General features: G+C 65.2%; 9 protein-coding genes and 1 tRNA gene. 2 read left to right on the top strand and 8 right to left on the bottom strand.

The window, feature by feature from the left end:
- Positions 1–87: 87 nt before the first annotated feature.
- The 4 genes from ACUVWL_RS09540 to ACUVWL_RS09555 all read right to left on the bottom strand — a co-directional run bounded on the left by ACUVWL_RS09540 (position 88) and on the right by ACUVWL_RS09555 (position 6303).
- Complete coding sequence (locus ACUVWL_RS09540; RefSeq protein ID WP_445979120.1) at positions 88–1683, bottom strand: alkaline phosphatase D family protein; 1596 nt, start codon at positions 1681–1683, stop codon at positions 88–90.
- Positions 1684–1693: 10 nt separating this feature from the next.
- The gene (locus ACUVWL_RS09545; RefSeq protein WP_445979121.1) at positions 1694–4627 is read right to left on the bottom strand and encodes a TonB-dependent receptor; all 2934 of its coding nucleotides are present in this window, start codon (positions 4625–4627) and stop codon (positions 1694–1696) included.
- A gap of 141 nt (positions 4628–4768) precedes the next feature.
- Entirely contained in the window at positions 4769–5791 is a 1023-nt protein-coding gene (locus ACUVWL_RS09550) for a FecR family protein (protein WP_445979122.1), read from the bottom strand.
- On the bottom strand, positions 5788–6303 hold the full coding sequence (locus ACUVWL_RS09555; RefSeq protein WP_041863300.1) for an RNA polymerase sigma factor: 516 nt from the start codon (positions 6301–6303) through the stop codon (positions 5788–5790). Before ACUVWL_RS09555 ends, ACUVWL_RS09550 begins: the two co-directional genes overlap by 4 nt.
- A gap of 320 nt (positions 6304–6623) precedes the next feature.
- Between ACUVWL_RS09555 and aceE the strand changes: the two genes are divergently transcribed.
- Complete coding sequence (aceE, locus tag ACUVWL_RS09560; RefSeq protein WP_445979123.1) at positions 6624–9299, top strand: pyruvate dehydrogenase (acetyl-transferring), homodimeric type; 2676 nt, start codon at positions 6624–6626, stop codon at positions 9297–9299.
- Between the two features lie 51 nt (positions 9300–9350).
- Here aceE and ACUVWL_RS09565 read toward each other — a convergent pair whose 3' ends face one another.
- Entirely contained in the window at positions 9351–9833 is a 483-nt protein-coding gene (locus tag ACUVWL_RS09565) for a LuxR family transcriptional regulator (RefSeq protein ID WP_445979124.1), read from the bottom strand.
- 221 nt (positions 9834–10054) lie between these two features.
- Here ACUVWL_RS09565 and ACUVWL_RS09570 point away from each other — a divergent pair, with 221 nt between their 5' ends.
- Positions 10055–12385 carry a TonB-dependent receptor gene (locus ACUVWL_RS09570; RefSeq protein WP_445979125.1) on the top strand — a complete coding sequence of 777 codons (2331 nt, stop codon included), beginning with the start codon at positions 10055–10057 and terminating at the stop codon, positions 12383–12385.
- A 59-nt stretch (positions 12386–12444) separates the two neighbouring features.
- On the opposite strand, the gene ACUVWL_RS09575 is transcribed toward ACUVWL_RS09570, so the two are convergent.
- The 3 genes from ACUVWL_RS09575 to alaS all read right to left on the bottom strand — a co-directional run bounded on the left by ACUVWL_RS09575 (position 12445) and on the right by alaS (position 15615).
- Positions 12445–12537 (bottom strand) — tRNA-Ser (locus tag ACUVWL_RS09575).
- A gap of 78 nt (positions 12538–12615) precedes the next feature.
- Positions 12616–12819: a carbon storage regulator CsrA gene (gene csrA / locus ACUVWL_RS09580; RefSeq protein WP_004152909.1), complete on the bottom strand. Its 204-nt coding sequence runs from the start codon at positions 12817–12819 to the stop codon at positions 12616–12618.
- A gap of 147 nt (positions 12820–12966) precedes the next feature.
- Positions 12967–15615, bottom strand: a complete 2649-nt coding sequence (gene alaS, locus ACUVWL_RS09585; protein WP_445979126.1) for an alanine--tRNA ligase — start codon at positions 15613–15615, stop codon at positions 12967–12969.
- Positions 15616–15655 lie beyond the last annotated feature (40 nt).

Genomic DNA, 15655 nt, shown 5'->3' on the forward strand with positions numbered 1-15655 from the left:
CCATGCTCGGCTGCTTTCGCCCCGGTCGCATTGCCCCGAAAGAAGCAGCCGAGCGTGGGCTCGGCTCTACAGCGCAGACCGCTAGATTCAGGCCTCCTGCAGCCCCGGCCGGCCGTGCTCCACCGCATAGCGCTTCCAGCTCTGCACGGTACCGTTCGGTCGCATCACCGTATCCAGCGTCTTCATGTCGCCGATCCACGCATCACGGGTGACATCGCACAGCACATAGCCACGCTTGTCGGTGGTCGCCTTCAGATTGGGGCTGTGCGCAAGCTGGTTGCGGGCGTAAGCGTCCACGCCCTGGCCATCGGCCCCCGAAGTGATCGAAGTGGCAAGGAACTCGCTGGAGACCACGCCCGAATCACGATGGTCCTGCACCAGGTCGCTGGCGTAATGCCGGTGCGCGTCGCCACAGGCGGTCACCACGTTGCCGAAGCCGACCTTCTGGATGTGGTCGAGCAGGCGCCGACGGCTGTCCAGGTAACCCGACCATTGGTCATCGGACGACTGCACCACGCCGTCCTTCTCGCGCATGTAGTTGCCCAGCGCAACCTGGTGGGCGATGGTGTGCCAACGCGGTGCGGCATCAGCCAGGCCATCGAACAGCCAGCGCTCCTGCTTCGCACCGACGATGCTGCGCTCCGGCGATTCCACGTCCTCACGCAGCGCCATGTTCACCTGCTTGCTGCGGTACTGGCGTGTGTCGAGCAGGTGCAGGTCCATCAGCGTTCCGTAGCGTGCGCGCCGGTACAGCTGCATGTGGCCATCGCGCGGGAATGCCGAACGGCGCAGCGGCATGTTCTCGTAGTAGGCCTGGAACGCCTGTGCGCGCCGCAGCAGGAACACTTCGCTGGGCGTATCGTCCTGGTCTTCGGCGCCGGCCCAGTTGTTGTCCACTTCATGGTCATCGAAAGTGACGAACCACGGTGCCGACGCATGCGCGGCCTGCAGGTCGGCATCGCTCTTGTACTGGGCGTAGCGGCGGCGGTAATCATCCAGCGTGTAGGTCTGCGGGCCGACGTGGTTGCGCAGGTTGGTGAACGGCTGGCCGTTCATCTTCCGCAGGCCAGGCTGGCTTTCACCTTCGTAGATGTAATCACCGTAGTGGAAGACGAAATCCAGCGGCTCCTCGGCGATGCGCCGCCACGCGCTGTAGTGGCCTTCTTCGTAGTGCTGGCAGCCGGCCACCACAAAGCGCACGCGATCCACCGCTGCCGCGGCTGCCGGCAGCGTGCGGGTACAACCGACTGCACTGGCGTGGCCACCCACGGTAAAGCGGTACCAGTAGGGCCGTCCGGGCGCCAATCCTTCCAGTTCCACGTGCACCGCGTGGCCGAGTTCGGGATGCGCGAGCGCCGAACCCTGGCGTACCACCTTGCGCATGCCTTCGTCCGCCGCCAGCTGCCATTCGACCACCATCGGCCGGGTCGGCATGCCACCGCCGAACACCAGCGGCTCGGTCGCCAGCCGCGTCCACAGCACCATGCCGTCGGCCGTGGGATCACCCGAGGCCACGCCCAGGGTGAAGGGCGTGCTGGCAAAGCGCGGCTTGGCCAGCAGGTTGCGCGGGTTCAGCGTGGTGGCATCGGCCTGCGAGGCCAGCGCGCGTGCCGTGCCCATCCAGGCGCCGGCAGCGGACAGGCCGGCCAGGGCCAGGAATCGCCTGCGATTGATCGTCTCCACGGCTGTGCCCTCAGTTGTAGATGATGTGGAAGTAGAAGAAGCGGCCGTAGTCGTCGATCTCGGTACGGAAGCGCCCGTTCGGGCCGGTGCTGTAGGTCGGCTGGGTGTTGAACAGGTTCTTGGCTTCGTACTTCAGCGTCACGTGCCTGCTGACCTTGTGGCTGAAGGCCATGTTGAAGGTCATGTACGGGTCGTAGTACGAGTCCAGCCACTGGGTGTCGCCGAAGTCGACCAGCATCCGGCTGCGGTAGGTTCCGGACAGGCGCAGTTGCGAGTTCTTCCACGGCATGCGCCAGATCACCGAACCATTGAGCGACCAGTCCGGCTGGTACAGCAGCCGGTCCAGGCGTCGCTCGGTGCCATCGGTGATGCGGTAGTTGGTCCTGCCTTCCAGCCGCGTGGCGTTGAAGTACATGTCGAAGCGCTGGCGGCCCCATTGCAGGTTGCGGTTGGCCACCGCGAACTCGACGCCGCGCAGCCTGGACTCATCGGTGTTCATCGGTTGGGTCACCCGGTAACGGGTATCGCCCACGTTCTCGAAGGTGGTCAGGGTGTAGATGTCGTCCTTGACTACCTTGTCGAACAACGCCACCGAGACCAGGCCGTTGTTGCCGTTGAAGTACAGGTCCCATGCAAGGTCGATGTTGGTGGAACGGCGCGGCTGCAGGTTCGCATTGCCCTGCTTGATGGTGCAGAAGCCCCTGCCCTCCTCGTCATCGCCACAGCTGGTGCTGGTGGCCTGGGCAATGTTGCTCGGCGTCGGCCGGCCCAGCGTGCGGCTGGCGGAGAAGCGCAGGCGCTGGTCCTCGCTCAGCTTGAACGTCGCATTCAACGAGGGCAACAGGTTGTTGTAGCCACCGCTCGTGTTGCGGAAGGCGGAGGTATAGGTGGTGCCGCCATCATTACTGAACGGGCTGTAGGCATCGAAGCGGGTGTGGTCATGGCGCAGGCCACCGATCAGCAGCAGCCGGTCCCAGGCGTAGTGCGCGGACACGTACGCATTGGTGATGTCCTCCACGTACCTGTAGTCACTGGTGAAGTTGGCATTCGGATACGCCGCATTGTTGTTGCCCAGTTTCGGTAGCAGTTCCTCGTTCCACTTGCGGTTGTCGATCAGCGGGAAGCCCGGCACGCTGCCCAGCAGCGTCGATCCCGGATACAGGTAATCGTTGAGCGTGGCGCTGCTCCTGAAGTAGTCGAAGTCGATGTCCTGCCAGATCTTCAGGTGGCGGTATTCGGCGCCGGTGGCCAGGCCGAAGCCACGCGCATCGGCGTCGATGTTGTAGCTGAAGTCGGCGCGCAGGTTGTCGATGCTCTCCTTGGCATCGCGCGGGGAGACATAGGCCTGCGCCGGATTGAGCTTGAAGGCCGAGCTGGTCAGCAGGCTGGAATCTGACACCGCCACCGCGTTGGGGAAACCGTGGCTGTCGTTCTCGTAGTCGACGAACAGGCTGCTTGGGTAGGCGCGCACACCCCAGTAGACCTGGTTGTTGTGGAAAGTCTCTTCGGTATGGCCGCCGCGCAGGCTCAGCCGCGAACGGTCGCCGATGTCCCAGTTGAAGCTGGCGATGGCGCCGCGGTTGCTGCGGTCCCATCGGTCGTGTCGGTTCTTGATGTAGATGCTGTTGATCTGGGTGGTGCCGCTGTCCTCGGTCTGGTTGCGGATCGGAAACTTGGCGTTGCCGTACAGGTCGGTCTTGTTCATCGTCGAGTTCTCGTAGAACCGGTACGAGTACAGCAGCAGCGATGCGTAGGACGGATCGTCCGACGGCTTCCATTCCAGCTTGGCCGAGCCGCCGAAGTTGGTGATGAAGTTGGTGTAGGTGCCGGTGCTGAAATTGCCGGGCGCACGCAGCCCGTTCCAGCCCTTGGCCTCATCCGGCCCGGTGGTGCCGTCGGTGAGGTACTTGCCGGCGTCGTTGTAGTAGTAGTTCGACTCCACCCAGCGCTTGACGCTGTTGCGCGAACGCTGCTCATAGCGTGCCACCGCGACGATGCCGAACTCCTGCCCGGCGCCGAACTGGTTGGAGAACACCATCTTGGCGCTCTTGCCGAAGTGGCCCAGGGTTTCGTGGTTGCCGCCAGCGCTGCGCTCGACGTTGGTCTCGGCCGTGGAATAGATACCTGCCACGTCGGCAAACACGTACTTGCCGGACCGGTCGAAGGCACTGCGGCTGATGATGTCGATCACGCCGCCGATCGCATCCGGTGCCTGCTCCGCACTGAAGCTCTTGTAGATGTCGGTACGAGTGCCGATGTCGCTGGGAATCAGCTGCAGGTTGTTCATGCGTTCGCCGGAGCCACTGCCACCCACGCTGGCAATCGCGATGCCATCGATGGTGGTGTAGTTGAGATTGGCCTGCACGCCGCGCACCGTCACGTAACGTGGCTCGCCGGCATCCTCCACCGCACTCAGGCCTGGAGCGGCCATCAGGCTCTCGGCCAAGGTCTCGTCGCCGTAGCTGTCCATTTCGTCGTAGACCACCGAATCCTTGATCACCGGTGAGGTCTTCTTCTGGTCGATCACCTCGTGCGCGGCAATCACCTTCACCGTGTCCAGGGTCGGCGCCACCACCGCCTCGGCCTCGCGCGGCTTCGGTGCGCCGGGCTTTGGCGCGTTGCGTACCGGTGCCGGATCGATGGCGATGACATTGCCATCCACCACGGTGTAGCCCAGGCCGGTACCGGCCAGCAGTGCATCCAGCGCCTGCCTGACGGTGGCACCGCGCGGCACCGCACCGGCCATGCGGGCATCGCCATCGGCCGAGTACAGGAACTGCACCCCGGAACTGCGTGACAACTGCTCCAGTGCACGCGCCAGCGGCTGTGCCGCGATCGGCGTGGACACACGCGCCTCCAGGCCATCGGCGGCGGCGGCGAAGGCCAATGGCATGCTGCCGGGAGACAGGGCGAGGATGATCGACAGGTAGAGCGTGTTGCGCATCACGGGTCCTTGGAAGAGAGAAGGCAGCAGGCGCCGCTGCGCGGATCGGCAGCGGCTTCTCCCAAGTAAGAGCCCGCATCCACCAAAGTGGAGAACGCGGATTCAATGAATTTTTTCTGACAGTCCACTGCCACCTCGGCCTCAGCGGCTGCCAACCCGCACTGTGTCGCCCTCGCGGCTCACCACGAAGCGCGGGTCACGTTCGAGGAAGGCCTGCAGCGCACCGATGCGATGCGCATCGAGGCTGCCGGACAACCGTGCCGATGCCGCGCCCTCGTCCAGCACGCGCACCTGCACCTGGTTGTGCCGGTTGAAGGCAGCAGCCACTTCGTCCAAGCGTTCGTCAAGGAAGGACACTTTGCGCTGCTGCCAGTCCAGCAGCATCGACAGTGGCATGTCCAAGGACTCCACCGCATGGCTGCGCGCGTCGACCTGCACCACCCGGCCCTGCCCCAACTGGGCCAGGCGGCGGGCACCCGCGCCTTGGCTCCAGACCTCGACCTCGCCGGAAACCACACCGATGCGCGTGCTCTGCAGGCGTCGCGACACGTCGAAGACTGTGCCGATGTCCCGGATCTCCAGGCCGTTCACCTGCACCTCGAACGGGCGGCGGTCGCGTGCGATGTCGAACGTCGCCTCGCCCTGCAGCAGTTCCGCCTTGCGACTGAACCAGCCCATGCGTACCCGCAGGCGGCTGTCCGCGTTGAGCCGCACCTGTGTCCGGTCAGGCAGCACCAGGTCACGCAGTTCACCGTGGTCGGCGCTGTACAGCTGTTCGGTGGGCATCAGCTGCGGAACCAGGCCCACGCCGAGCAGGGCGATGCAGGCTGCGGCAGCCATCACCCACCCGCGCGTGCGGCGGCGCAGCGGCGCGGCGTGCGGCGCGGCGGGGGCACTATCGAACAGAGGCACCACTTTGGCGGCCGCCTGCCGTGGCGGCGCCGGCGCCTCTTCCGGCAACGGCGATTGCAGTGCCTCGCCGACCTGCCGGTGCAGCGCGAGGGCGTGCATATAGGCGCGCACGTGCTCGGGCGAGCGCTTCATCCAGTCCAGGAACGCAATCCGCTCGGCCTCGTCCAGCACTCCCTCGCGATTGCGCAGGAACCAGTCCATTGCCTCGCAGGCGAGCGTGTCGTCGACCATGGGCGATGCGTTCCGGTTCATGCGTGCTCCCTGGCGCCCAGCGCCTTCCTGCAGGCCTCCAGACCTTTGCCGATGTGCTTGCGCACCATGTGCACCGACACCTGCAACTGCTGGCTGACTGCCGGGCAGTCCAGCCCGTCGCGGTAATGCAGCTCCATTACCCGTCGCGTGGTCGCCGGCAGACGTGCGATGGTGCTGCGGATATCGTTCCAGCGCTGCGCGCGCTCGAACTCGCCCTCGATGTCTTCTTCGCTTTTCAGCACTTCGGCCAGCTGATCCACGTCTTCCAGCGGCGGCAGCGACAAGCGCGCGCGCGCGTGCTCGCGTGCCAGGTTGGCCGCGACCGTGAACAGGTAGGCCTCCGGGTTCTCGATCGCTGCGGCATTCTCGCCGGTGGCCCGCAGCAGCCGCAGGTACACCTCCTGCGCCAGGTCCTCGGCGTCTTCGCTGGCAGAACCGCGACGCAGGAAGAAGCCACGCAGCAGCCGTCGGCGCAGCGCGTAGCTCTTCTCCCAGATCCTCACGCTGTTCACGGCCGGCCAACACCCCGAGGCTGGAAAGCCCCGCAGGGTGACGGCCATCGATGACAGTGGCGTTGCAGCAGGCGGCCATGCCAGGCACTCTCCGCCCGGCACATTCGCCCATGATATGGCGCACCGTGCCAACCCTTGCTTGCCAGAGACCCAAGCCGGGCCCGCCTATCGAAGCCGCGGGGCCAGGCCTACGCTTGCCTCCCCGGTGGCCGCCACGGTCGCCCTTCGCGTCACGGCCCCGCCATTGCGACCCCGCTCCAGTGCTGTGCGCCCTGCCGGTGTTGTCGCCCAGGCAGAGTCGGCGCCCTCTGGAGACAGTCATGAACCAAGCCCTGACCCCCTTCGATACCGACCCGCTGGAAACGCGGGAGTGGCGTGAATCGCTGGAGGCGGTGATGCAGGCCGGTGGCCGGCCACGCGCGCATTACCTGATCGACCAGCTCAGCGAGCTGGATGCGCAGCGGCACGGCGATCTGCATGCGCGCGCGTGGACCGCCTACGTCAACACCATCCCGCCGGAGCGCCAGCCGGCCTACCCGGGCGACCTGGCCATCGAGCGCCGCCTGAACGCGATGATCCGCTGGAATGCGATGGTGATGGTGCTGCGCGCCGGCAAGCACTCCAACGTCGGCGGCCACATCGCCACCTACCAGTCGGCGGCGGTGCTGTACGACGTGGGCTTCGACCACTTCTTCCGTGGCCGTACCGACACCTTCGACGGCGACATGATCTACATCCAGGGCCATTCCGCGCCGGGCATCTATGGCCGTGCGTACGTGGAAGGGCGCATCGATCCGGCACGGATGGACAACTTCCGCCGCGAAGCCGGTCGTGACGGCCTGTCTTCGTATCCACACCCGCGCCTGATGCCGGAGTTCTGGCAGTTCCCCACCGTGTCGATGGGGTTGGGCCCGCTGACCGCCGCCTACCAGGCGCGCTACATGCGTTACCTCGAGTACCGCGGCCTGAAGCAGCACCAGGACCGCAAGGTCTGGGCCTTCCTCGGCGACGGCGAGATGGACCAGCCCGAATCGCTGGCGGCGATTTCGCTGGCCGGCCGCGAGCGGCTGGACAACATCGTGTTCGTGGTCAACTGCAACCTGCAGCGCCTGGACGGTCCGGTGCGCGGCAACGCCAAGGTCATCCAGGAACTGGAAGGCACGTTCCGCGCGGCCGGCTGGAACGTGATCAAGCTGATCTGGGGCAGTGGCTGGGACGACCTGCTGGCCCGCGACCACAGCGGCCTGCTGCGCCAGCGCATGATGGAATGCGTGGATGGCGACTACCAGACCTTCAAGTCGCAGAGCGGTGCTTACGTGCGCGAGCATTTCTTCGGCCGTTACCCCGAGCTGCTGGAGCTGGTCGCGCACATGAGCGATGACGACATCTGGGCGCTGGCACGTGGTGGCCACGATCCGCAGAAGGTGTACGCCGCCTACCAGCAGGCGGTGAACACCCGCGGCCGGCCGACGGTGATCCTGGCCAAGACGGTCAAGGGTTTCGGCATGGGCGAAGCCGGCGAAGGCCAGAACATCAACCACCAGCTGAAGAAGATGAGCGCCGATGCAGTACGCGCCTTCCGCGACCGCTTCAACCTGCCGGTCAGCGACGAGCAGCTGGAGGAGATGCCCTATCTGCGCCCGGAACCGGGCAGCGCCGAGGCCGCCTACTTCGCCGAACGCCGCCGCATCCAGGGTGGGCAGCTGCCGGCGCGCCTGGCCAAGGTGGATCCGCTGCCGCTGCCGCCGCTGTCGATCTTCAACACCCAGCTGCAGGGCAGTGGCGATCGCGGCCAGTCCACCACCATGGGCTTCGTGCGCATCCTCACCAGCCTGCTGAAGGACCCGGATCTGGGCAAGCTGGTGATTCCGATCGTGCCCGATGAATCGCGCACCTTCGGCATGGATGGCCTGTTCCGCCAGATCGGCATCCACTCCTATCTGGGCCAGCTGTACACCCCGCAGGATGCCGGCCAGCTGAGCTATTACAAGGAAGCCAAGGACGGTCAGATCCTGCAGGAAGGCATCAACGAATCCGGTGCGATCTGTTCATGGATCGCCGCCGGCACCGCCTACAGCAACCACGGCCTGGCCACGATTCCGTTCTACATCTTCTATTCGATGTTCGGCCTGCAGCGCGTCGGTGACCTGGCCTGGGCCGCTGCCGACGCGCGTACCCGCGGCTTCCTGCTCGGTGCGACGTCGGGCCGCACGACGCTGATGGGCGAAGGCCTGCAGCACGATGACGGCCACAGCCACGTGCTGTCGTCGGTGATTCCGAGCTGCGTGTCCTACGACCCGACCTACAACTACGAACTGGCGGTGATCATCCACGACGGCCTGCGACGCATGTATGTCGACCAGGAAGACATCTACTACTACATCACCGTACTCAACGAGAACTACCCGCAGCCGGCACTGCCCGAAGGCACCGAAGCCGGCATTCTGAAGGGCCTGTACCTGCTGCATCCGGCAGCCGCCGACAACGCCTTGCAGCCACGCGTGCAGCTGATGGGCAGCGGCTCGATCCTGCGCGAAGTGGAAGCCGCGGCAGACCTGCTGCAGCAGGACTTCGGCATCGCCAGCGATGTGTGGAGCGCGACCAGCCTGACCGAACTGCGCCGCGACGGGCTGTCCGCCGAGCGCTGGAACCTGCTGCATCCGGCCGAAGAACCGCGCGTGCCCTACGTGCAGCAGTGCCTGCAGGGTCATGAAGGCCCGGTGGTGGTGGCCACCGACTACATGAAGATCGTCGGCGACCAGATCCGTCCCTTCATCAACGACCGCCGCTTCACCGCATTGGGCACCGATGGCTTCGGCCGCTCCGACACGCGTGAATCGCTGCGCACGTTCTTCGAAGTGGATCGCCACTTCATCGTACTGGCGGCCCTGAAGTCGCTGGCCGACGAAGGCCGCATCGAACGCTCGCGGATGCAGGACGCGATCGACAAGTACGGCATCGACACCGGCAAGCGCGATCCGGCCGCCGCCGTGTAAGGCCGTTGCATTCACCACGCCTGCCCTGCGGGCGTGGTGAATGCAGCATCGCTACGGCATGCGCTTGAACAGGTTGGTCTGCAGGATCGGCGTGCCGTCATGACCGTAGAACGCCTTGGTCTCGGTCATCGTCGCCTGGTCATCCGCCACGGTGTAGATGCGGGTGGAGGCCGGCGTGCCATGGTCCACCAGCTGCATCACCAGCGTGTTCGGTGCAGGCAGTTTCAGGTTGGCCTTGTCCGCGCCATAGGTGCCGGACAGGGCGCCGGGCGTGCCATCCAGGGCCAGCTTGCCGTCGGATTTCATGGTCTTGCCGTCGTGCAGGACGATGTCCACGTGCGAGCTCCAGCGGCCACCACCGGCGTCCTTGAACTCGAGCACCACGTGCTTCGGGCGCTGCGCTTCGGGTAGCGCAGACGTGGCGATATCCAGCGACCAGCGCCCCAGCAGGGGAGAAGGCGAAGTCTCCACTGCCAGCGCCGGAACGGCGGGGAGTGAAAGCGCAGACAACAACACAGCGGACAACAGCTTCATACGTTGCTCCGTTCCAGTGAAGAAGATTCTGCGTGACGCGTTGTGGGGCGCAGCGCCTCGGATCGTGCACAGCATCGGCGCCCGGCGCAAGGCGGGGCGCTGAACACGCGGCAACCTCATTCGCGCCCCCGCGATTTCGGTCTGGCGGCAAGGTCTCATCCGTCCTTGCCGATACAAAGAGTTACGTTATAACATTTCACTTCGCCTTCACGAGTCCTGCCATGCGTCGCCACCTGCTTGCTGCTGCCATTCTGTTCGCCGTCCACACCGCCCAGGCCGCGGACGAACCCACCCTCCCCACCCTCCAGGTCCAGGCCTCCCAGCCCTCGCGCATCGACAGCCGGGTCACCGTCGACAATCCGCAGGCGCAGAACCGCACCCTCGGCGGCCTGCTCGAACACGTCTCCGGCGTGCAGAGCACCGCCTTCGGGCCGAACGCGGGCGCCCCGGTCATCCGCAGCCTCAGTGGCAACCGCGTGCAGATCCTGCAGGACGGCCAGTCCATCCTCGGCATGAACGCGATCAGCGGCGACATCAACATTCCGTTCGATCCACTGTTCGTGCGCAGCGTCACCGTCAACAAGTCCTCGGACACGGTGCGCTATGGCGGCAATGCGATCGGCGGCAGCGTCGAGATCGATTCGGGCCTGATCTCGCGCAGCATGGAAGACAAGGACCAGTCGATGGAACTGGTCCTGCGCAAGGGCTTCAATGCCGCCGATGCGCAGGGCTTCCGCATGAACTTCAACAACCAGCGCAACCTCTCGACCAACCTGCAGGTCTCGCGCCAGCGCATCTCGCACTACGACATCCCCGGCAACAGCAAGGCCCGTGTCTGCAACACCCGACTGTTCCCGCCGACCGGCGGCGTCAACTCGGCGCTGGCCGACAGCTGCCAGAAGGAAGCACGCGTACAGCAGATCTACAACAAGGCCTCGCATCCTTACATCGACCAGTTCATGACCGAGAATCCTGACTGGGCCGATGGTGAATTCTCGTTCTACACCAACAACCCGACCTCGGTCTGGCAGCGCCGCACCTATATCAACCCGGTCAATCCTGCCTATGTCGCCGGCACGCCTTCATACGTGCAGAAGCAGATCAACAATGATGTGACGCCCGACTACCATCATCGGCTGGGCAACAGCCATGCGCGCAACGCGCAGGTGGCCTTCGGCTCGACCCTGTTCTTTGACCGCGGCTACGTCGGTGTCAGCATCGATGCCAAGGACAGCGAGTACGGCGTGCCGGGCTTCTCGATGCAGAACCTGTCGTTCGGTTCCAACCATGCCGATGGCCTGCCGGTGGGCGTGGTGATCAAGCAGCAGCGCTACGCGCTGGAAGCCCTGCTGCGTGATCCGCTGCCGTGGTTCGAGCGCGCGGAACTCCGCGTGTCCAGGCGGGACAACACTTCAGGCGAGCGGCTGGGTACCACCAGGGCAAACGACTACGATTTCGAGAGCACCCAGGCCGAGTTGCTGCTCAGCCATCAACGCGTCGGCCCGCTCAGCGGCCTAGTCGGTTTCAGCCACCAGTCGCGTGATGTCAGCGGCAGCGGCTCGCAGCGCTACCTGCCGGACGTGGACACCCGCAGCAATGCGGTATTCCTGAAGGAAACGGTGGACGTCGGCTGGGTTACCTTCGATGCTGGCGTACGCCACGAACGGGTCGACCACGCACTACAGCCCAGCCGCTTCAAGACCGCGCGCAATGCCGCCAACACGAAACTGCAGGACCGCGACTACCGGCTCAACAGCTACAGCCTCGGCTCGTACGTCGAGCTCGGCCCCTTGTTCGCGGCCAAGGTCCGTTACTCATCCTCACAGCGCGCCCCGGAGATCAACGAGCTGTATGCCAGCAACGCGCACTATTCGGTGATGACACAGGAAGAAGGCAACCAGAACCTGGAACCGGAGCGCGCGAAGAACCTGGAACTGACCGGCCTGTTCCACCTCGGCGGTTTCGAGCTGTCCGCCACCGCGTACCGGATGCGGTACGAGAACTACCTCTATCTCGGCTATTCCGGCCTGCAGACCGCCAACCGCCTGCCGCTGAAGTACTGGAAGCAGACCGACACCACGGTGAAGGGCTTCGAGATCGACGCGTCGCAGGCATTGGACCTGGGCCGCTATGGCACGTTGAACGTCTCCGCCTTCGCCGACCTGGTGAAGAACAAGGCCGACCACCCGGATTCGCTGCGCGCCCACAACGACGGCGAGTATCTGCCGAACATGCCGACCAACCGCTACGGCGCCAACCTGCAGTGGCAGCGCGAAGGCTGGAAGGCACAACTGTCCAGCACCTACTACGACGCGCAGAAGTACCTGGGTCGCAATGTCAGTGAGGAAATTCCGCTCGACGCATTCAACCTGGTCGACCTGCAGGTCAGCCGCGAACTTCCAGTGCGCAACAGCTACATCGCAGGCGTGGAAGTGTTCGTCAATGGCAGCAACCTGCTCAATGAAGAAGCGCGGCCGCACAACTCGCCGCTGAAGTACATCGCGCCCCTGCCGGGGCGGGGCTTCCAGGTCGGCGTGACGATACGGCTCTGAAGGCCGGCCATAAAGAAAAACGCCTGCAGATCGAGGATCTGCAGGCGCTTCTTTGTATCTGGCGGAGTGAGAGGGATTCGAACCCTCGATAGAGCTTTTGACCCTATACTCCCTTAGCAGGGGAGCCCCTTCGGCCACTCGGGCATCACTCCGGGGTATTCTCCGCGTCTGGTGCGTTGCACCTCAGCGGGGCGTGAATCATAACGTTAATCGAGTGCGAAGGTAAAGCGTTATTCGGCAGAATTTTCGCTACCGGTGCCACCGGCTTCATCACCACGCTGGATGCGCTGGTAGATCTCTTCGCGATGCACAGCGACGTCCTTCGGCGCAGTGATGCCGATACGCACCTGGTTACCCTTGACGCCAAGCACGGTGACGCTCACCGAGTCACCGATCATCAGGGTTTCGCCGACGCGGCGAGTCAGGATCAACATTTTTGTAAGTCTCCATGGAACCGTGTGGAAGGGTATCCCCCACCGGCTTGACGCTCCGTCAAGAAGCGCTACCACGACAAAGGGAAAAGATTCGCAATGGTACCGTCAGCCGTCCCGCTCCTACAAGGAGGGGGACGGCAGGGTTCATCACAGGCGGGGGCTGACCCATTCGACGACTGCAGCCAGCGCAGTGGCAAGGGCGGGCCCGTCCTCGCCACCACCCTGGGCGAGGTCCGGGCGTCCGCCGCCCTTGCCCCCGATCTGACCGGCGATATGGGACAACAGTTCCCCGGCCTTGACTTTGCCCATTGCGCTGCCGTTCACACCCGCGACCAGGGCGGCCTTGCCGTCCTGGGCACCGGCCAGCACGATCACCGCGTCGCCCAGCTGCTGCTTCAGGCGGTCCATGGCGTCACGCAGGGCCTTGGCGTCGAAGCCCTCCAGGCGGGCAGCCAGCACCTTCACGCCGGCGACCTCGACGGCCTGGCCGGACAGGTCGGCCGTGGCACCGGCGGCGACCTTGGCCTTCACCGCCTCCAGTTCGCGTTCCAGCTGCTTCTGGCGCTGGCCGAGGGCACGGATCTTCTCGACCACGTCGGCAGCGCTGCCACCGAGCAGTTCAGCGGCCTCGGCCAGGCGGGCCTCTTCGGCGTCCACGTAGTCCAGGGCACCCTGGCCGGTAACCGCCTCGATGCGGCGCACGCCGGCGGAAACACCGCCCTCGGAGGTGATCTTGAACAGACCGATGTCGCCGGTACGGTTGACGTGGGTGCCACCGCACAGCTCGGTGGAGTAGTCACCCATCTTCAGCACGCGCACGTGCTCACCGTACTTCTCGCCGAACAGGGCCATCGCGCCGAAGTCCAGCGCTTCCTGCATGGCCATGGTGTGCACTTCAGCGGCGTTGTTGGCACGCACCTGCTGGTTGACCTTGCGCTCGATCACCGCCAGCTCTTCCGCGCTGATCGGCTGGAAGTGCGAGAAGTCGAAACGCAGGCGGTCCGGCGCGACCAGCGAGCCCTTCTGCTGCACGTGGGTGCCCAGCACTTCGCGCAGCGCGGCGTGCAGCAGGTGGGTGGCCGAGTGGTTGAGGATGGTGGCGCCACGGCGCTCGCCATCGACCTGGCCGGACAGCACATCGCCGACCTTCAGGCCGCCTTCGGACAAGGTGCCGACGTGGCCATGGAACTGGCCGGCGAACTTCTGGGTGTCCTCCACCGCCAGGCGCACGCCGTTGCCGGCCAGCACGCCGGTGTCACCGACCTGGCCGCCGGATTCGGCATAGAACGGGGTCTGGTTGGTGATGACGATGACCGAATCACCGGCATCGGCCGACTGCACCGGACGACCGTCCTTGAGCAGGGCCAGCACGCTCAGGCCGTCGGCCTGAAGGCGGTCATAGCCCAGGAACAGGGTCGGGCTCAGCGTTGCCACCAGCTCGGCCGGCAGGGTCACGCCGCCGCCGAACTTGCCGGCCGCCCGTGCGGTTTCGCGCTGCTGTTCCATCGCGGCATCGAAGCCGGCGATGTCGACGGTCAGGTCGCGCTCGCGCGCGATGTCCTGGGTCAGGTCGAGCGGGAAGCCATAAGTGTCGTACAGGCGGAACGCGTCAACGCCCGGGATCACGCCATTGCTGGCCTTGCCGGCCACGTCCTCGAAGATCTTCATGCCGGCGTCGAGGGTTTCGGCGAAACGCTCTTCTTCGGCCTGCAGCGCACGGGTGACGGTGTCCACCGCCGCCGGCAGCTCTGGATAGGCCTCGCCCATCTGCTCGACCAGGGTCGGCACCAGCTTGCTGAAGAACGGCTGGCGCACGCCCAGCATCCAGCCGTGGCGCAGGGCGCGGCGGATGATACGGCGCAGCACGTAACCGCGGCCTTCGTTGGACGGCAGCACGCCATCGACGATCAGGAACGAACAGGCACGGATGTGGTCGGCAATCACGCGCAGCGACTTGTTCTCCAGGTCGGCGGTGCCGGTCAGCTCGGAAGCCTTGCGGATCAGCGCCTGGAACAGGTCGATCTCATAGTTGGTGTGCACGTGCTGCAGGATCGCCGCCAGGCGCTCCAGGCCCATGCCGGTATCCACGCACGGTGCCGGCAGCGGCACCAGGGTGCCGTCGGGCTGGCGGTCGAACTGCATGAACACCAGGTTCCAGATCTCGATGAAACGGTCGCCGTCTTCGTCCGGGGAACCCGGGGGACCACCGGCAATATGATCACCGTGGTCGTAGAAGATCTCGGTGCACGGGCCGCAAGGACCGGTGTCGGCCATCTGCCAGAAATTGTCCGAAGCGAACGGCGCGCCCTTGTTGTCGCCGATGCGTACGATGCGCTCTTCCGGAACGCCGACCATGTCGCGCCACAGTTCGTAGGCTTCGTCGTCGGTCTGGTACACGGTGACCAGCAGGCGTTCGGCCGGCAGCTTCCAGACCCGGGTCAGCAGCTCCCAGGCCCAGGCGATCGCGTCCTTCTTGAAGTAGTCGCCGAACGACCAGTTGCCCAGCATTTCGAAGAAAGTGTGGTGGCGCGCGGTGTAGCCGACCTGGTCGAGGTCGTTGTGCTTGCCGCCCGCGCGCAGGCAGCGCTGCACGTCGGCCGCGCGCACGTAGCTGCGCTTTTCCGCGCCAAGGAACACGTCCTTGAACTGCACCATGCCGGAGTTGGTGAACAGCAGGGTCGGATCATTGCCCGGCACCAGCGGCGCCGACGGCACGATGGTGTGGCCTTTACCCTTGAAGAACTCAAGGAAGTCGCTGCGGATCTGGGATGTCGTGAATTTGGCGGATGCGTTCATTGGGGGCTGGCAGTCTGCGGGCCGGCGGACCCGGACCACC

It is taken from the genome of Stenotrophomonas muris (assembly GCF_052751275.1).